The sequence below is a fragment of the Limnobacter sp. CACIAM 66H1 genome, assembly GCF_001601825.1.
Lineage (GTDB): Bacteria > Pseudomonadota > Gammaproteobacteria > Burkholderiales > Burkholderiaceae_B > Limnobacter.
On record NZ_LUJK01000030.1, the window covers coordinates 23,462 to 40,295 of the forward strand.

A 16,834-nucleotide genomic window follows, 5' to 3' on the forward strand; every position below is an offset into this window, starting at 1 on the left:
TTTCGTTTGTATTTGCAGGTGTAGCGGAAATGCCAATTTATGCGTATCGCTGTGAAGCGTGTGGCTTCGAAAAAGACGTGTTGCAAAAACTGAGCGATGCCCCTTTGACCCAGTGTCCAAGTTGTGGGCAGGCCAGTTTTGCAAAGCAGGTGACTGCGGCAGGCTTTCAATTAAAAGGCTCGGGTTGGTATGTCACTGATTTCCGGGGCGGCAGTGGAGCGTCGTCGGTGACGGGCTCAACGGCGGCGTCCGGTGCCTCAGCGGCGTCGACCAGCGCACCCTCACCCTCAACCACTGCGCCGAGTGCCGATGCCAGCTAAATCCACAGCCAAGTCATCGGCCAAGTTGCCTGAACGGGTATTGAACTCGGACATCATCAAGAAATACCTGCTGACGGGTTTGTTGATCTGGGTGCCTTTGGGCATCACCTTGTGGGTGTTGGCCTTGGTGGTGGGTTTGATGGACCAAACCCTGATGTTGCTGCCCGATGCTTTGCACCCCCGGGTGTGGCTGGGTGTGCATATTCCCGGGCTGGGTGTTATTTTGACGCTTGCCGTGCTGTTGGGCACAGGGGTGTTGGCAGCCAATTACTTTGGTGCATGGTTGTTCAAGGCAGGGGACTGGGTGCTGTCGCGCATTCCCCTGTTCAAAATTGTGTACAACAGCGTCAAGCAGGTGTCCGATACGCTGTTAAGCTCGTCTGGCAAAGCATTCACACGTTCGGTGTTGGTGCCCTATCCACACCCCGGGGTGTGGGCCTTGGGTTTTGTGACCGGCACACCGCCGCCCAGCCTGCTGGAGAACCTGAATGATCAAGGGCCGCTGGTGTCCGTTTATGTGCCCACCTCACCCAGCCCAGCCTCGGGATACGTGATCATGGTTCCAGAGAAATTATTGCGTCCGTCCGGTTTGTCGGTGGACGAGGCCTTGAAGTACATTGTGTCTTTGGGGGTGGTAACACCTTCTGATGACGTGTTGGATCAACCCATTAAACAAGACTTACATTCATGAAAATGCGTACTGACTATTGTGGCAATGTGTCACAGGCCTACTTGGGCCAAACCATTGCCCTGTGCGGCTGGGTACAACGTCGCCGTGACCACGGTGGTGTTATTTTTATCGACCTTCGAGACCGCGAAGGTTTGGTGCAGGTGGTGTGCGACCCCGACCTGGCCGACGTGTTTGCCACGGCAGAAACATTGCGCAACGAGTTTTGTGTGCGTGTGGAAGGCCTGGTGCGTGCTCGCCCGTCGGGCACCGAGAACAGCAATCTGAAAAGCGGTGCAGTGGAGGTGTTGTGCAAGGGTCTCGAGATTCTGAATGCTTCAGTCACGCCCCCTTTCCAGCTGGATGATGAGAACCTGTCCGAGACCACGCGCTTGACCCACCGGGTACTCGATCTGCGCCGTCCGCAAATGCAGAAGAACCTGATGCTGCGTTACAAAGTCGCAATGGCGATTCGTAACCACTTGGATGCGCAGGGTTTTGTGGACATTGAAACGCCCATGCTGACCAAGAGCACGCCCGAAGGCGCGCGCGATTACCTGGTGCCCTCCCGGGTGCATGCGGGCGAGTTTTTTGCCTTGCCGCAATCGCCCCAGCTGTTCAAACAAATGCTGATGGTGGCTGGTTATGATCGTTATTACCAAATCACCAAGTGTTTCCGCGACGAAGACCTGCGCGCCGATCGTCAGCCTGAATTTACCCAGGTAGATATTGAAACTTCCTTTTTGACTGAGCAGGAAATTCGTGACCTGTTCGAGGACATGATCCGCAAGGTGTTCAAGCAAACCATGGATGTGGAATTGCAAAACCCCTTCCCCGTGATGCCCTACAGCGAGGCCATGGCGCGTTTTGGTTCAGACAAGCCCGACCTGCGCGTGAAGATGGAGTTCACTGAACTCACCGACATCATGAAGGATGTGGATTTCAAGGTGTTCTCCGGCCCAGCCAACATGGACAATGGCCGTGTTGTGGCGCTGCGTGTGCCTGGTGGTGCCGAGATTCCGCGTTCGGAAATTGACAACTACACCAAGTTTGTGGGCATTTACGGCGCCAAAGGTCTGGCCTGGATCAAGGTCAATGAGCTGGCCAAGGGGCGTGATGGTTTGCAGTCGCCCATCGTGAAAAATATTCACGACACAGCCCTGAATGAACTGCTCAAGCGCAGTGGCGCGGCTGATGGCGACATTCTGTTCTTTGGTGCTGACAAGGCCAAGGTGGTGAACGACGCCATGGGTGCACTTCGCCTGAAGATTGGCCATAGCGAATTTGGTCAGAAAGCCGGTTTGGTGCAGGGCAAGTGGGAGCCATTGTGGGTGATCGACTTCCCCATGTTTGAACTGGACGAAGAAGCTGGTCGCTGGGTGGCCTGCCACCACCCCTTCACGAGCCCCAAAGACGGCCATGAAGATTACCTGACCACCGATCCCGGCAAGTGTCTGGCAAAAGCCTATGACATGGTGCTGAACGGTTGGGAATTGGGCGGTGGTTCGGTCCGTATTCACAAGGAAAAGGTTCAGAGCAAGGTGTTCCGTGCGCTGAATATTTCTGAAGAAGAAGCTGCAGCCAAGTTTGGTTTCCTGCTGGATGCCCTGCAATACGGTGCGCCACCCCATGGTGGTTTGGCCTTTGGTCTGGATCGGATCGTGACCATGATGAGTGGTGCAGAGAGCATTCGAGATGTAATCGCTTTCCCGAAAACACAGCGTGCGCAGTGCCTGTTGACCCAGGCTCCAAGCCCAGTGGACGAAAAGCAGTTGCGTGAGTTGCATATTCGTTTGCGGCAGACCGAACCCAAAAACGTCGCTTGACCACCGTAGGCGGCGCAGTTTTGAGCGGTCATAAAATCCCTGTGTCGGTGCTGGTCGTGATGGTCAGCCCGGCCGGGGATTTTTTACTGATAGAACGGGCTGACAAAGCCGGTTACTGGCAATCAGTGACCGGTAGCCTTGATCTTCCGGATGAATTGCCCTTGCATGCGGCTGTGCGTGAGCTGGCCGAGGAAACCGGTTTTGCGGCCACGCCTGTGCAGTTACCCACTGTGCTGGATGCCAAACCTGATGAATTGTTGCAACCCGGCATACTCAGGCCGTGGCCACACAGTTTGCAGTATGAAATATTCGAACATTGGCGTCATCGCTACCCGCAAGGCGTTACCCACAATACGGAGCACTGGTTCCTGGTTTGTGTGCCTGCAGAGTTTGTTCCCCAGCTGGCTGCCAATGAACATGTCGGATATGCCTGGTTAAGTGCACAGGAGGCAGCGGACCGCTGTTTTTCACCCAACAATGCACAAGCCATTCTTGATTTGAACTTAAAGCTTCAGGCTGGGCTGGCTTGAAAATACAAAGGGGCCGCAATGGGCCCCTTTTTTCATATACGGTATATAGCTGCTGCTGGAAACGGTTTTAAACTGCTTTAGAAGGTTCAATATTTACGATTTGAGTATAGGGGTAACCCTAATTGGGGAGCAATACCCAGTGTTTGTGACATGACTTGAATTGACTTGGTAATTTACCGATCTATTTTCTAGGTATTGCATGTAATGCGACTTCGAATTGCGACCTACAACATTCACAAAGGGGTGATGGGCCTGCGCAAGCCCGCTTTGACGATTCATGCCCTGCGCGAACAAATTCACGCCATGAATGCAGACCTGGTGTTTCTGCAGGAGGTGCAAGGTAGACACGACCGCCATGCCGGCAAGTTTGAACATTGGCCCGAGGGTGGGCAGCACGAGTTTCTGGCCCAGTCACCTTCCGCGATTGATGACCTGTTGGGTCATGCCAGCCAACAATACTTCACAGCCTATGGCATGAATGCGGTGTATTCGCACGGGCACCATGGCAACGCCTTGTTGTCGCGATATGAAATTGAGTGGATGCTGAATCAGGACGTATCGGATCACAGGCTAGAGCAACGAGGTTTGCTGCATTGCTGCGTAAAGACTCCAGCAGGCCCCATTCATGCCATGGTGGCTCATTTTGGTTTGCTGTATCGCAGCCGTGTACGGCAAGCCAGCAAACTGATTGAGCATGTGGGGACGCATGTGCCTGCTGGCATGCCCTTGGTGGTTGCGGGCGATTTCAACGACTGGCAGCGCCGCCTGGGGCCAATTTTGCAGCAGGGCTTGCAAGCCGACGAAGTCATGCCACTGGACAAAAAAAATCGCCTGGCCCGTGTGGGTAGTTTCCCGAGCCGGTTTCCCGTACTGGGGCTTGACCGCGTATTTGCCCGTGGTTTTAAGGTTCATGAGGCCACGGTGCTTCACGGGCCTGCTTGGGCCAAGTTGTCTGACCATGCGCCATTCGTGGTCGATCTGGAGTGCGCATGGTCTTAAACCTGTTGCCTGCTGCGGCACCCGAGCGGGAAGGCAATGCCGTGGAGTTGCTGGTGGGTGGCGAGCAACTGTTTCCCCGAGCGTTGGACGCCATTGAGCAGGCCCGGCATGCCGTGCGCATTGAAACTTATATTTTTGCAAACGACCCAATTGGCCAAGCATTTTGTGAGGCGATGTGCCGGGCTGCAGCACGCGGTGTTGAAGTGCGCCTGGTGCTGGATGGTTTTGGTGGACAAGAGGGTGTGCGGACCTGGCTGCCTGCGTTGCAGCAACATGGCGTGCATGTTCGGGTGTTTCGACCTGAGGGGGTGTTGTTCAAGCTGAACCCGAAACGGCTTCGCCGCATGCACCGGAAAATCATTGCCGTCGATCACGACATTGCTTTTGTGGGTGGCATTAACCTGATTGATGACTGGAATCACGAGGGAGAACGCGATGAGTTGCTGAAGGCAACCGAGCGAGCGCGACGGAAAAGGGAGCCGATTTGGGGCGCTTCAGGTGGAATGCGCGAGCAAGCCATGACGGTGAATACTGATTTGCTTGATCAACAATCGCTTGGGCCCCGATACGACTTCGCGGTGCAGTTGAAGGGCCCAGTGGTGCAAGATGTGTGGCACAACATGGAGTGGCTGTGGCTGCAAATTGGCCCGGGTGGCCGGGTGACTGATACTTTTAGTTCGGCTTGGTGGAAGGAAAGGGTTGAACAGTTGCAAGAGGCCATGGCCCGCCAGCGCGCAATGCCCAAACCCAAACAGGCCGGCAAGGTGAAAGCACAATTGGCGGTACGCGATAATTTTCGCTTGCGCAGGCGAATTGAGCGCGCCTATGTGCAGGCCATTGGAAACGCGCAGTGCACGGTCATCCTGAGCAATGCTTATTTTCTGCCTGGTCGAAAAATACGCAAAGCCTTGTTGGCTGCGCGTGCGCGCGGCGTGCATGTTCAACTGTTGTTGCAAGGTCGGGTGGAGTATCGCTTTCAGCATTACGCCACGCAAAGTTTGTATTCCAGTTTGTTGGCGGCCGGCGTTGATATTTATGAATACTTGCCCAGTTTTTTGCATGCCAAAGTGGCGGTGGTGGATTCCAATTGGGCCACTGTGGGTTCGTCCAACCTGGACCCCTTGAGTTGCCTGTTTGCTCGTGAAGCGAATGTGATTGTGTATAACCGCGAGTTTGCGAGTGCGCTGCGCGAAGAGCTACAAAAATCCATTCAGAAAGACAGCCGCGAAATTCAAGCCCATGAACACGCACAGCGACCTTTGAAAGAAAGGGTGTTCAGTTGGCTGTGTTATAAATTAATGCTTCTGGCTGTTTTTTTGGGTGGTTTTGGCAGCCGGTATTAGTACTTGTTCTTGAAGGTTGTGCGGCATGGATTTGGTGGTAAGTCGTCCCGAAGGTTTGTATTGTCCGCCGGGCGATTTTTACATCGACCCGTGGCGCAAGGTAGACCGCGCAATCATTACCCATGCGCATGCTGACCATGCCCGTGTTGGCCACAACCATTACCTGTGTGCTGCGCCCGGTGAGGGCGTGCTACGCACGCGTTTGGGAAATATTTCCCTCGACACCTTGCCCTACGGTGCAAGCACCGTTCACAACGGCGTGAAAATTTCTCTGCACCCGGCGGGTCATGTGTTGGGGTCTTGTCAAATTCGGCTGGAGTATCAAGGCCAGGTGTGGGTGGCCAGCGGTGATTACAAGGTGGCTCCCGATTTAACTTGCGATGCATTCGAACCGGTGAAGTGCCACACCTTCATTACAGAGTCTACCTTTGGTTTGCCCATTTACCGCTGGCGCAGCGATGCTGAAATTTACGCCGAGATCAATGCCTGGTGGGCTGCCAATGCAGCACAAGGTAAAGCCAGCGTGTTGTACGGCTATTCATTTGGCAAGGCACAACGAATACTGGCAGGTGTCGATTCAAGCATTGGCCCGATTGTGTGCCACAGTGCTTGCGAAGGCCTGAACAAGGCCTATCGCGATGCGGGTGTGAAGTTGCCAGAAACGTTGACCGTGAGCGAGGTGCTCGATAAATCCACTTACAAAACCTGCCTTGCCATTGCACCGCCTGCTGCCCAAGGCGCAGCCTGGATGAAGCGATTTGGCAATGCGTACTCCGATGCGTTTGCCTCGGGCTGGATGCAGTTGCGTGGCGGTCGCAGACGCAGCAATGTAGACCGGGGTTTTGTGATGTCTGACCATGCAGACTGGCCCGGGCTGATGCGTGCCATCGGGGCTACTGGTGCAGAACAGGTGATCGTGACTCACGGCTATGTTCAGGTGATGGTGCGCTGGCTGCAAGAGCAGGGATTGAATGCACGTGCCTTCGTGACTGAGTATGGCGGCGAAGGAGAAGGCGAACAGGAGCCCGCAGCATGAAGCAGTTTGCAGAATTGTTCGCTGAACTGGATGGCTCTACCTCAACTTTGCACAAGGTGCAGGCCTTAAAGCATTACTTTGAACATGCGCCCGCTGAGGACGCTGCTTGGGCAGTGTACTTCTTGTCCGGCGGCAAGCCCAAGCGCACTGTGCCCACGCGCACACTGCGCGAGGTAGCCCTGCAAGTGAGTGGCTTGCCCGATTGGTTGTTTGAGGAAAGTTATCAGGCGGTGGGCGATTTGGCAGAGACAATCGCGCATGTATTGCCGACCTCCTCTACAGTGCCCAGCCAGTCGGAAGGCTTGGCCTGGTGGATGCAACACCGAATTCTGCCCCTGCGCAATCTGCCCGACGAAGATCGCATTGCGGCTGTGCAAACTTGCTGGAATGAACTGACCGCCACGGAGCGATTTCTGTTTGTGAAACTGGTGGGCGGCGGATTTCGAGTGGGGGTGTCCAAGCTGTTGGTGATCCGTGCCTTGGCTGAACTGGTTGGGCTGGATGCCAAACTGGTGGCCACTCGCATGATGGGGTTTGCCGATGCAAGCAACCAACCCACAGCAGAGCAGTTCAGCGCATTGTTGGCTGTGCCCGAAAACAGCAGCACAGGGCAAGACCCCGGCCGTTTGGGTCAGCCCTTGCCGTTTTTTCTGGCCCATCCCTTGCAAGAGGAGCCTGAAGAGTTGGGCCCACTTGATGATTGGCTGGTTGAATGGAAGTACGACGGCATTCGCGCTCAGGTGGTGAAAGAGGGTGGGCAGGTGTGGGTGTGGTCGCGCGGTGAAGAGTTGGTCAGTGAACAATTTCCCGAGTTGCAGGCCGCGTTTTCAGATTGGCCCGAGGGCAGCATTCTGGACGGTGAAATTTTGGTGTGGCAAGGCGATGCGCCGGCGGGTTTCAATGCTTTGCAAGGGCGTTTGAATCGCAAAGTGGTTAGCAAAAAATTAATGGCTGATGCGCCGGTTGTTTTTTTGGCTTACGACCTGCTTCGGCTTCATGGTGGCAACCTGGTAAACCTTCCTCAGCGTGAGCGCCGAACTGCACTGGAGAAATTTTATGCTTCACACCATGAACAAAGTGCCGTGAATGCCATGCCGCGTTTGTTGTTGTCGCAAAGTGTGAAAGCGCCCCACTGGGATGCATTGAAGCTGTTGCGCGAAGAAAGCCGTGGGCGAGGTGTGGAGGGTTTCATGCTGAAGCACCTGGAGTCCAAATACGGAGTTGGGCGTACCAAAGCCGATGGCTTGTGGTGGAAATGGAAAATTGATCCAATGACCGTGGATTGCGTGTTGGTGTATGCCCAGCGGGGCCATGGCCGCCGCGCAAGCCTGTACACCGATTACACCTTTGCCGTGTGGGAAACACCACCCGCTTCTGAGGCGCAAGCGCAAGAGGTGGCACAGGCAATTGCGAACGGTGAGAAAGTGGAAGACACCGTGGCCCGTGGTTTGCCCCGTTTGGTGCCATTTGCCAAGGCTTACTCTGGCCTGACCGATGAAGAATTCAAGGAAGTGGATCGAGTCATTCGCAAACACACTGTTGACAAGTTTGGGCCGGTTCGCACTGTGGTACCAGTGCTGGTTTTCGAACTTGGATTCGAAGCAATTTCCCGCTCCACTCGTCATAAAAGTGGGGTGGCCGTTCGTTTTCCACGTATGCTGCGCATTCGCCACGATAAACCTTTGCATGAAGCCGATCACCTTGCCGTGCTCGAAGCTTTGTTGCCCCCGGAGAATGCAGTTTGAATCCTGAGAACAGTCGCTTGCTCGGCATTGATTTTTCCAGCAGCCCCACCAAGAAAAAGCCGATTGCTGTGGCTGTGGGCCACTGGCAAGGCACAGTGCTGGCGGTTGATGAACTGATGTCGCTGACCACGCTGGGCGAGTTTGAAACCCTGTTGAAAGAAGGGCCGCAGGCGTTTGGAAAATTCGAGCGCGCAGCAGGGCCTTTGGAACAGTTGGGGTTTGTGGCGGCGATTGACATGCCGTTTGGTTTGTCGCGCAAACTGGTCGAAGGCTTGAAGTGGCCAGGTGCCGGGCGTACCGACTTCAAGGCCTGGGAAAATCTGATCAGTTACTACAGTGCGCTAAGCCGTGAGCAAATTCGCGCCACCTTCAAAGCCTGGTGTGATGCAAGGCCTGCCGGGCACAAGTTTGCGCACCGTGAGTGCGATGGCCCTGCGGGCTCCTCGCCTTCGATGAAGTGGGTGAACCCGCCGGTGGCCTATATGCTGCATGCGGGTGCACCGTTGTTGATGAAATCAGGCGTTCATATCCCAGGCATGCAACGTGGTGACCCTACCCGCGTGGCCCTGGAGGCCTACCCCGGCTACCTGGCTCGCAAGGTGTTGAACCGGGCCAGTTACAAAAGCGACGACCCGAAAAAAGACACTGCGGATCGCCGAATGGCCCGTTCCGAGTTGTTGTGTGCCCTGGAGGAGGGCATGTTGTTTGGCATCAAGGTGCAAGTGCGGCCTTATTTGCGTGCGAAGTTGCTTGACGATGTCAAAGCCGATCACCTGGATGCAGTGTTGTGTTGCTTGGTCGCTGGGTGGGCTGCAAAACGTGCTGATTCCAATTTCGGTTTGCCCAAGCTGATTGACCCTGTGGAAGGCTGGATCGCGGGTGTGACGCCCTAAGTGCCCTTGCCCGGCAATTCAATGCACACCAGCAAACCGTTTGGCGCGCAGTTTCGTGCGTCAAGCACCCCATTCACACGCTGAATCGACTTCTTGGCGATTGCCAAACCCAGACCATGGCCTGAGTGTTCTCCATGCTTGAAAAATGGAGTGAACAGTTTGGGCAGCAGCGCGGCGGGCACGCCCGGCCCTTGATCCTTGATTTCAATGCGCAACTGTTTCTCCTGAAGCGAACAATCGATGCTCACGGTTGTGTTGGCAGGTGTGTGCTTGATCGCATTGCGAATGATATTGTCGAATGCGCCTTGCAGGCTTTCGGCATCGCAATTCAAACTCCATCGTTTTACCCGGCTGTTGAACACCACTTGTTTGTTCTGTTGTTCTGCCTCAAATTGTGCGTCATCCACCACGGCCAACAGCAATTCAATCACATTGTGTTCGCGGTTGCTTTCCGGGTTTTGCCTGGAGTCGAGTCGGGACAGATTCAGCAGTTGTCCGATCAGGTTGTCCAGTCTTTCTGCCTCGGTTTCAATGCGGCTCAAGCTGGTATCCAGCTGGGACGGGTTTTGGCGGGCGAGGCCTACGGCCAGATTCAGGCGTGCCAATGGAGAGCGAAGTTCATGCGACACATCATGCAGCAGGGCTTTCTGTTGTTCAATGCGGGTTTCAATTTCCTCAGCCATGTGGTCAAAACCACTGAGTAATTCCCCAATTTCATCGCTGCGTTTTTTGCCGGTTTTGTGGCCGTTTGAAATACGCACACCCAATCGACCCTTGCCCGCTTCCCTGAACGCATTTTTCAAAGTGTTCAACGGCCTGCTGAATGTATAAGCCAATACCCCTGCAAATAACAGACTGGCCAAAAACGCGGCAAACAAACCTGCGCCGGGGATGGGTGGAAGTGGCGGCTCGAGCGCTTCGCGTTGCTTGCGCTTTTCACTGTGAGTTTGTTCAGGTTCTCCAGTGTTGGGATTGACCGTATTTGATGGTTCTGGATGGCGACGATTGCGTGGAATGAAAAGAATCCATTGCGACTGATCTTGCGCGGTGACTCTCAAGATACCCTGCTCGGTTGGCTCATTGTTGTTGAACAAGGCAGTAATCCGTTGCTGAATATTCTCAGGCACCTCACGGCTTAATATCTCCTGGCCTTCGCTTGACACCGCAAACACCGGTATGGCGTTGCCAGTTCGCTGGCGGTTACGGTCCAACAGGTCACGCAAGGCATTTGGCCCTTTGCCTTCAAGTACTTCCTGAATGGTTTCAAGCATGAATTGGGCACGTGGACCTTCAGCAATGTCGCTGCTGGCGGGTTTTTCTCGCATCAGGTACAACGCGGTCCCGGTGGCCACAGCCGCAGCGATCAGGCACAACCAAAAACCAAAGAAGAATTTCCAGAACAACTTGCCCATGAATGTAGCCCTGGCTAATCGAGACTGAGCTGATAGCCCTGCCCGCGAATGGTGTGCAAGGTCAAGGGTAGGCGCTCATCGTTCAGATTCAGTTTGTTGCGCAGGCTGCTCAAGTGCACATCAATGCTGCGGTCAAACCGCTCCAGCGGGCGCCCCAGACCCTGTTCGCTCAGCACCGCCTTGCTGACCACCTGGCCTGCATGGCTGGCCAAAACCTCCAGCAAGTTGAACTCGGCGCTTGTCAGTTCTACCTCGTTGCCGTTTAACAGCACCTTGCGTTTGGCGGGCTGCACCTCCAGTGGGCCCAACTGAAGTGCTTGCTTCGGTGCGTTGTTGGAATCATTGGCGCGCCGCAAAATTGCACGGACACGGGCCACAATTTCACGGGGCAGGCAAGGTTTGGGCACGTAGTCGTCGGCACCCAACTCTAACCCCACAATGCGGTCAATGTTGTCGCCCCGTGCAGTCAGCATCAACACTGGGGTGTTGTACTTCAGCCGAATCTGTTTCAGGGTTTCAAGCCCACTTTGCTGCGGCATCATGACATCGAGCACCACCAGCTGGTATTGATCGTCCGCCAGTTTTTTCAAACCCTCGATTGGGTTGGCACAATGCTCTGCTTCAAAGCCTTCACCGCGCAGGTACTCGCACAGCATTTCGCCCAGTTCAATGTCGTCGTCGATATGAAGTATTTTCGTCATGGCTTCAATATTACTCGGCAGCCTGGGTAGATGCGCAATTGTTTGCAATCGCTTTTACCCATCTTTACACAGCCTACATCCTCGTTTACAAGCCGGTTTTGCACAATGCAGTTGTCCATTACACAAGGAGTAGACAAATGAATGTATCCAGACTGACCATCCAGAAAATGATTGCTGTCACCGCGATGGCCATGGCGATTCCCATGAGTGCGTACGCAGGTCATCACGAGGAAGGTGGCAAAAAGCAGCATTCGGAAATGCGTCACCACCACAAGCATGGTGGCATGGGCATGTTGAAGCAGCTTGATTTGACCGAGGCTCAGCAGGCGCAGGTGAAACAGATTATGGACAAGCAAAGGACCGAAATGAAAGCAGCCATGAGTGATCGCCGCGCACACCGCGAAGAAATGAAGTCGATTGTTGAGCAAGACACATTCGATGCCGCCAAAGCGGAGCGACTGATTGCCCAGCAACAGGAACAGGAACGTGCCACCAAATTGAGCATGCTGCGTACCCAGCACGAGATCTACAAAGTACTGACACCCGAACAGCGCGAGAAGGCGAAAGTAATTCGTGCCGAATGGAAAGAGAAAATGAAGGAGCGCTACAACAAACGCAAGGCGGAGAGTGCAAGTAATGCCATGTAATACCTGAATTTTGTAGGTACTTTCCCAACCACCTTTTGAAGTATTCCAGCAGCTGTGCTTTTGCCCCTATACTGTTTCAAAAAAAGGAGACAGTTAATGGGGCAATCTTTTATTCGACTCGCATTGGCCTGCACTTTGACAGCAGCCGGCACCACAGCAATTGCAGCCCCTCCGGGCTTGCTCATGACCTACAGCTTCGACAGTTTGTCGGGCAAGTTTGGTCAACCACAGGAAATCAAGGCCCGATCCTTCACCCTGGGTGCAACCCTGGTAGGCGAGGGGTATCGTGCTTCCCTGTTTGTGCCCTACATTTCACTGGAAGGTCCTGGTACCCTGGTTGCGGGTACAGTGGCGGGCACCAACGGCCCGGCTCGTCGCAGTGAGCAAGGCTTGGGTGATATGGTGGCCACATACACTACCGATATTATCGGCGGCATTCAAACCAAGGGCTTTGCCATGTCGGCAACAGGCTTGGTGAAAATTGCTACTGGCAATGAAGACCGGGGGCTTGGCACAGGCAAGACAGACTACGGCATTCAGACTGACCTGGCCTATCGCTTTAACAATGGATTCGGACTGACCGCAGTGCTGGGTCGCCAGTACTACGGTGATACCCCAGAGCTCCCCTTGCTCAATGGCAACTACGCCACCGTGGGCGTGAATTTCCCATTGGGCGATTCTTTGTTTGTCAATCTGACCACCTCTCAGCGGGATGAGCTGCTTGCGGGTACTGAGAAGCGCAAGGAACGGGCAATTTCAGCAGTGTATGCGCTGGACACCACTTCAGCCCTGCAGTTTGGTTACACCAAAGGCCGCAGCACGGCCAGTCCCGACGATGTTCTGTCGGTCAGCTACGTGTCGCAGGTCGAGTAAAACCCGGTCCGGAATTTCTGCCAATGGAGCGGGGTGGCGCAAAAGTGTCACCCCGGGCTCTCCCCAGTGGTACACCATGCTGCGCTGCAGTAAAATAAGGGTCTTGATTTCAACAGGCGAGCACCGTGTCCAAAGATCTTTCACACCTTCTAGATGCCAACCGAACCTGGGCTGCGGCTCAAGTGGACAAAGACCCCGAATTTTTTAAACGCCTCGAGAATCAGCAATCCCCGGAGTACTTCTGGATTGGTTGTTCTGACAGCCGAGTGCCCGCCAATACCATTGTCAATTTGTTACCCGGTGAAGTTTTTGTACACCGCAACGTGGCCAACCAGGTGTTTCATGGCGATTTGAATGGGCAATCGGCCACGCAGTTTGCTGTTGAGTTTTTAAAGGTCAAACACATTATTGTGTGTGGTCATTATGGCTGCTCGGGCGTGCGCATGGCGATGCGGGGTGACAGGGTGGGTTTGGCTGACGCGTGGGTGCGTCCAATTCATCAGTTGGCACGCAGGCATGGGCTGGTAACCTGCGATGCTGCCCTTGAACAGAAATGCCACGATCAACTGTGCGAGTTAAACGTAATTGAACAGGTGAAACACCTGTGCGAGAGCACTTTGATTGAGGATGCGTGGGAGCGTGGACAAGACCTCACGGTTCACGGCTGGTTGTATAGCCTGAAAGATGGCATTGTACGGAACCTCCAAATTTCCATTTCGGACCCCAAGGATCTCGACAAGATTTACACCGAGGCAGTGGCTGCACTGAAAAAGCGTTACAGCTGATCGATTCTTGGTCTAGAATGAGGAAATAATTCAAGCGTTTGTTTGAATTGTGGGTTCATTTAAAATTCTAGGAGACGATTTACATGGCTTTCTCAACCCAATCCAAACTGGGCGATTTGCTGGACAACCCCCAAACCGCAGCAATTTTGGAAAAACACATGCCCGGCATTTCTACACACCCGCAAATCGGCATGGGCAAAGGTTTCCCATTGGCTGTTGTGGCCAATTTTTCCGGTGGTTTGATTACCCAGGAAATGCTGGAAGCCGTGGACGCTGAATTTGCTGCATTGGGCTGATCGATTCGTTGATTCGGATTGACTGTTCCAGTTGGTTGATCAACGGCGAGTGGGCCAGTTCCATTCGCCGTTCTGTTTTTGTTCAAGAGCAGGGCATTGATGAATCCGAAGAATGGGATGAACACGACTCGGTTTCTACGCATGTTCTTGCCTGGTTAGGCGACAAGCCCGTGGGCACGGCAAGGTTGTTGCCTGAAGGCAAAATTGGCCGAATGGCTGTACTCCCTGAATTCAGAAGCCAGGGAATCGGTAGTGCCATGTTGCTGGCTTTGCTGGCGGTGGCGAAAGAAAAAAGTTTGCCGCAGGTGCGCCTGAGTGCGCAACAGCAGGCGATGGAATTTTACAGTCGACATGGATTTGCACCGTGTGGTGATTCCCACATGGAGGTGGGAATACCCCACCAGTGGATGGTGCGAGACCTGACAACATAAAAAAGGACTGGGTTGTGGCTAGAGTATTGAAAGAACAAAAACACGATGACGGGCGGCGTGGCGATATTATTCGCGCTGCTGCCAAGCTGTTTCGCGACAAGGGATATGACGGAGCCAGCATGCGGGCGATTGCCAATGCGGTTGGTATGCAGTGCGGCAGCCCCTTTTATCACTTTGCCAGCAAGCAAGACATTCTGGTGGCGGTGGTTGAGGAAGGCTTGCGCCAGGGGCTTGAAAAAAACCCGTGCTGTCGTCAAACCGAACTTGCCAGCCGACGCGCAGTTTCGCGCCCTGGTGAAAGTACACCTCAGCATTATCCTCGAGGACGGCAACGACTTCATTCCGGTGATGCTATACAACTGGCGTTGCCTGGACGAGGTGCACCAGCGCAGGCTGATTGCCACTAAAGATGAATACGATGCCATTTGGCAAAATGCTGTGAACGGCTTGCACAATGCCGGTTTTCTGGGTGGTGACACCAAGTTTGCACGCTTGATGGTGTTGGGTGCCATGAACTTCATGGTGACTTGGTACAAACCCAAGAGGGGCGATAACCTGGACACGCTTTCTGACAAAGTAGTGGCCTTCTTTTTGTCGCAGCACGCTTGATGTTCGCTGCGCAAAGCAAAAACCCTTGCTGGTTTGGATAACCGCCAGCAAGGGTTTTTTGTTGCTGAGTTTTTGCGATTAACGCAGCAAACCTGTCAGTGAAGCTGGGCGTGCAGCAATCACATTCTGGATCAAGCTGGAGGTCATCGCAGTAATCGCACCCAACTGGCCGGCATTCATCATGCTGGCAGTGGCGCTCAAATTACCAGCCATGTTGGCCGTGGCCAAGCCTGCAATATCCAGTGAACCTGTGCTGGCCATGTCGGCAGCCACATTTGCGCCGGAGGTCATGTTGGCCACATTTTGCACGGTGCCCAAGACACCACCGGTGACACCTTCAACCACGGTGCCTGCTGTCTGGTAAACGCCATCGACTGTATTCAACACCTGGCCCAGTTGCTCACCGCTCAAGGTCACCGTGGCGCTCAGGCTTGCGTTGGCGCTCGCCATGGCCTGGCCAGCGTTGTCTTGACCTGCTTCGGCAGATTCACCCACGCTATCATCTGCCGCAGCGGTTTGATCACCTGCTTCAGGTTGTTCCATTTCGGGGGCTTCAGCAGTGGGTGCAGGTTCGTTTGTGGGGGTTGGTTCAGCCACTGGTGTTGGTTCTGGCGAGGCTTCTGGTGCAGGTTGCGCGGCAGGTGGTTGCTGGCGCTGGAACAGGCTGACCTTGATTTCACCTTGTGCCTGACCTTGGGCAGAAGCCTGCTGGCCTGAGTGCGCAGCGGCGAACAAAGCGCCCCAGCCGTTCAAGGTGGCAATGTCAGAAGCCTTGGCTGTCATGGGCATTGCGAAAGAGGAAGCGATGGCTGCAACGATTGCGATCTGTTTAACTTGCATGGTGTTCTCCTGTTTGTTGGGTGTAGTAGGCGCTCTCTGGATCTCGCCTCACACTTTCACTAACGGAGACACCGTGTAGGAAAAAGATAACTAGCTAGGGGGTCCGCCCAACGTGGTGTACCCCTTCAAACAGGTGAAGATTATTCGGTAATTTTCATGTTCAGCAGCACTTGGGCCATGCCCTTGCCCAGTGGATCATTTCTCATGGAGGTCATTCCCCCGCCGTCCAGTGCTTCTTTCATAACGAGATTAAAGGCTTGAACTTGAGGTAACTCGAAAGTGTGAACCTCACCTTTTACCAGGTGCGCCAGGTAGTTTTTTACGTTCTCGGGGCGCAGTAAATGCCGCAACAATGGCCAATATTCAGGCTTTCTGGCCACGATACCGACGTTGCTGGTATCCCCTTTGTCACCGCTTCGGCCATGCGCGATTTCAATCAAGGGTTTGCCCAACAACTCACCGGGTATCGAGATGTTGTCCAATGACTTTTCGGCACTGTGAGGGATATCGGCGCTGGGTTTGGGATGTTCTGGCTCTTGGTATCCAATGCTTTCTCCGCCCAACTTCACCACTGCGGTTTGCATGTGTTTGGGCACAAAGCAGCTGAACATTTTTACCAAGGGGGTTACATTGGGGCGTCCCATGCCAAAGTTGCCGCTGGTCCCAGGCGCATAGCTGGTGCCTGCCGGGGCAATTTCACGAGAGAAAATTGCTGCAGCTTTTTTGTCGCTGTGCGTAATTGCGATGCGCATCATGGCTTCGTGACCCAACTGCACCTGTGCATGTGGGCCCAAATCGGTTTCACTGCCAATGATTTCGATGGATGTGCGGGTGTAGTCTGCCAAACCTTGTCGCTTGAACATGGCGCGTGTGCGTTCCAG

Annotated in this window: 18 protein-coding genes and 1 pseudogene; 15 read left to right on the forward strand and 4 right to left on the reverse strand. The window is 54.2% G+C overall.

What is annotated here, in order from left to right; genetic code table 11:
- The first annotated feature begins 29 nt into the window (after nucleotides 1–29).
- The 9 genes from A0129_RS09955 to A0129_RS09995 all read left to right on the forward strand — a co-directional run bounded on the left by A0129_RS09955 (nucleotide 30) and on the right by A0129_RS09995 (nucleotide 9,359).
- Complete coding sequence (locus A0129_RS09955; RefSeq protein ID WP_105029784.1) at nucleotides 30–320, forward strand: FmdB family zinc ribbon protein; 291 nt, start codon at nucleotides 30–32, stop codon at nucleotides 318–320.
- Nucleotides 310–1,011 carry a DUF502 domain-containing protein gene (locus A0129_RS09960; protein ID WP_008249509.1) on the forward strand — a complete coding sequence of 234 codons (702 nt, stop codon included), beginning with the start codon at nucleotides 310–312 and terminating at the stop codon, nucleotides 1,009–1,011. Before A0129_RS09955 ends, A0129_RS09960 begins: the two co-directional genes overlap by 11 nt.
- Nucleotides 1,008–2,813, forward strand: a complete 1,806-nt coding sequence (gene aspS / locus A0129_RS09965) for an aspartate--tRNA ligase (protein ID WP_291714614.1) — start codon at nucleotides 1,008–1,010, stop codon at nucleotides 2,811–2,813. Before A0129_RS09960 ends, aspS begins: the two co-directional genes overlap by 4 nt.
- Before the next feature lie 20 nt (nucleotides 2,814–2,833).
- The gene (gene nudB / locus A0129_RS09970; RefSeq protein WP_291714616.1) at nucleotides 2,834–3,343 is read left to right on the forward strand and encodes a dihydroneopterin triphosphate diphosphatase; all 510 of its coding nucleotides are present in this window, start codon (nucleotides 2,834–2,836) and stop codon (nucleotides 3,341–3,343) included.
- A 204-nt stretch (nucleotides 3,344–3,547) separates the two neighbouring features.
- Nucleotides 3,548–4,342, forward strand: a complete 795-nt coding sequence (locus A0129_RS09975) for an endonuclease/exonuclease/phosphatase family protein (protein ID WP_291714618.1) — start codon at nucleotides 3,548–3,550, stop codon at nucleotides 4,340–4,342.
- The gene (locus A0129_RS09980; protein ID WP_291714620.1) at nucleotides 4,333–5,685 is read left to right on the forward strand and encodes a phosphatidylserine/phosphatidylglycerophosphate/cardiolipin synthase family protein; all 1,353 of its coding nucleotides are present in this window, start codon (nucleotides 4,333–4,335) and stop codon (nucleotides 5,683–5,685) included. The genes A0129_RS09975 and A0129_RS09980 overlap by 10 nt, the downstream gene beginning before the upstream one ends.
- Before the next feature lie 25 nt (nucleotides 5,686–5,710).
- Entirely contained in the window at nucleotides 5,711–6,721 is a 1,011-nt protein-coding gene (locus A0129_RS09985; RefSeq protein ID WP_291714622.1) for a ligase-associated DNA damage response exonuclease, read from the forward strand.
- Nucleotides 6,718–8,466, forward strand: coding sequence for an ATP-dependent DNA ligase (locus tag A0129_RS09990; protein WP_291714624.1), 1,749 nt, complete (start codon nucleotides 6,718–6,720; stop codon nucleotides 8,464–8,466). Before A0129_RS09985 ends, A0129_RS09990 begins: the two co-directional genes overlap by 4 nt.
- Nucleotides 8,463–9,359 carry a DUF429 domain-containing protein gene (locus A0129_RS09995; RefSeq protein WP_105028120.1) on the forward strand — a complete coding sequence of 299 codons (897 nt, stop codon included), beginning with the start codon at nucleotides 8,463–8,465 and terminating at the stop codon, nucleotides 9,357–9,359. The genes A0129_RS09990 and A0129_RS09995 overlap by 4 nt, the downstream gene beginning before the upstream one ends.
- Here the strand turns inward: A0129_RS09995 and A0129_RS10000 are convergent.
- Entirely contained in the window at nucleotides 9,356–10,771 is a 1,416-nt protein-coding gene (locus tag A0129_RS10000; RefSeq protein ID WP_291714626.1) for an ATP-binding protein, read from the reverse strand. The genes A0129_RS09995 and A0129_RS10000 overlap by 4 nt on opposite strands.
- 14 nt (nucleotides 10,772–10,785) lie before the next feature.
- The gene (locus tag A0129_RS10005; protein ID WP_105028122.1) at nucleotides 10,786–11,472 is read right to left on the reverse strand and encodes a response regulator transcription factor; all 687 of its coding nucleotides are present in this window, start codon (nucleotides 11,470–11,472) and stop codon (nucleotides 10,786–10,788) included.
- Between the two features lie 137 nt (nucleotides 11,473–11,609).
- Here A0129_RS10005 and A0129_RS10010 point away from each other — a divergent pair, with 137 nt between their 5' ends.
- The 6 genes from A0129_RS10010 (at nucleotide 11,610) to A0129_RS10035 (ending at nucleotide 15,113) form a co-directional block, all read left to right on the forward strand.
- On the forward strand, nucleotides 11,610–12,119 hold the full coding sequence (locus A0129_RS10010) for a Spy/CpxP family protein refolding chaperone (protein ID WP_291714628.1): 510 nt from the start codon (nucleotides 11,610–11,612) through the stop codon (nucleotides 12,117–12,119).
- 96 nt (nucleotides 12,120–12,215) lie between these two features.
- On the forward strand, nucleotides 12,216–12,992 hold the full coding sequence (locus tag A0129_RS10015; protein WP_105028124.1) for a hypothetical protein: 777 nt from the start codon (nucleotides 12,216–12,218) through the stop codon (nucleotides 12,990–12,992).
- A 125-nt stretch (nucleotides 12,993–13,117) separates the two neighbouring features.
- The gene (locus tag A0129_RS10020) at nucleotides 13,118–13,777 is read left to right on the forward strand and encodes a carbonic anhydrase (protein WP_105028125.1); all 660 of its coding nucleotides are present in this window, start codon (nucleotides 13,118–13,120) and stop codon (nucleotides 13,775–13,777) included.
- 83 nt (nucleotides 13,778–13,860) lie between these two features.
- The gene (locus A0129_RS10025; protein ID WP_105028126.1) at nucleotides 13,861–14,073 is read left to right on the forward strand and encodes a hypothetical protein; all 213 of its coding nucleotides are present in this window, start codon (nucleotides 13,861–13,863) and stop codon (nucleotides 14,071–14,073) included.
- A gap of 8 nt (nucleotides 14,074–14,081) precedes the next feature.
- Nucleotides 14,082–14,504 carry a GNAT family N-acetyltransferase gene (locus tag A0129_RS10030; RefSeq protein ID WP_291714630.1) on the forward strand — a complete coding sequence of 141 codons (423 nt, stop codon included), beginning with the start codon at nucleotides 14,082–14,084 and terminating at the stop codon, nucleotides 14,502–14,504.
- 231 nt (nucleotides 14,505–14,735) lie between these two features.
- Nucleotides 14,736–15,113 carry a hypothetical protein gene (locus A0129_RS10035; RefSeq protein WP_291714632.1) on the forward strand — a complete coding sequence of 126 codons (378 nt, stop codon included), beginning with the start codon at nucleotides 14,736–14,738 and terminating at the stop codon, nucleotides 15,111–15,113.
- Between the two features lie 78 nt (nucleotides 15,114–15,191).
- Here A0129_RS10035 and A0129_RS10040 read toward each other — a convergent pair whose 3' ends face one another.
- Complete coding sequence (locus A0129_RS10040; RefSeq protein WP_291714633.1) at nucleotides 15,192–15,953, reverse strand: hypothetical protein; 762 nt, start codon at nucleotides 15,951–15,953, stop codon at nucleotides 15,192–15,194.
- A 140-nt stretch (nucleotides 15,954–16,093) separates the two neighbouring features.
- Nucleotides 16,094–16,834 (reverse strand): annotated as a pseudogene (locus A0129_RS10045) (terpene utilization protein AtuA); the annotation flags it as partial.

Excerpts from the sequence above, each read along its gene's own strand:
- A0129_RS09955 (WP_105029784.1), top strand. The coding sequence starts at position 30 with ATGCCAATTTATGCGTATCGCTGTGAAGCGTGTGGCTTCGAAAAAGAC.
- A0129_RS10010 (WP_291714628.1), top strand. The coding sequence starts at position 11,610 with ATGAATGTATCCAGACTGACCATCCAGAAAATGATTGCTGTCACCGCG.
- aspS (WP_291714614.1), top strand. The coding sequence starts at position 1,008 with ATGAAAATGCGTACTGACTATTGTGGCAATGTGTCACAGGCCTACTTG.
- A0129_RS09985 (WP_291714622.1), top strand. The coding sequence starts at position 5,711 with ATGGATTTGGTGGTAAGTCGTCCCGAAGGTTTGTATTGTCCGCCGGGC.
- A0129_RS10000 (WP_291714626.1), bottom strand. The coding sequence starts at position 10,771 with ATGGGCAAGTTGTTCTGGAAATTCTTCTTTGGTTTTTGGTTGTGCCTG.
- A0129_RS09960 (WP_008249509.1), top strand. The coding sequence starts at position 310 with ATGCCAGCTAAATCCACAGCCAAGTCATCGGCCAAGTTGCCTGAACGG.
- A0129_RS10040 (WP_291714633.1), bottom strand. The coding sequence starts at position 15,953 with ATGCAAGTTAAACAGATCGCAATCGTTGCAGCCATCGCTTCCTCTTTC.
- A0129_RS09990 (WP_291714624.1), top strand. The coding sequence starts at position 6,718 with ATGAAGCAGTTTGCAGAATTGTTCGCTGAACTGGATGGCTCTACCTCA.
- A0129_RS09975 (WP_291714618.1), top strand. The coding sequence starts at position 3,548 with ATGCGACTTCGAATTGCGACCTACAACATTCACAAAGGGGTGATGGGC.
- A0129_RS10005 (WP_105028122.1), bottom strand. The coding sequence starts at position 11,472 with ATGACGAAAATACTTCATATCGACGACGACATTGAACTGGGCGAAATG.
- A0129_RS10015 (WP_105028124.1), top strand. The coding sequence starts at position 12,216 with ATGGGGCAATCTTTTATTCGACTCGCATTGGCCTGCACTTTGACAGCA.
- A0129_RS10025 (WP_105028126.1), top strand. The coding sequence starts at position 13,861 with ATGGCTTTCTCAACCCAATCCAAACTGGGCGATTTGCTGGACAACCCC.
- A0129_RS09980 (WP_291714620.1), top strand. The coding sequence starts at position 4,333 with ATGGTCTTAAACCTGTTGCCTGCTGCGGCACCCGAGCGGGAAGGCAAT.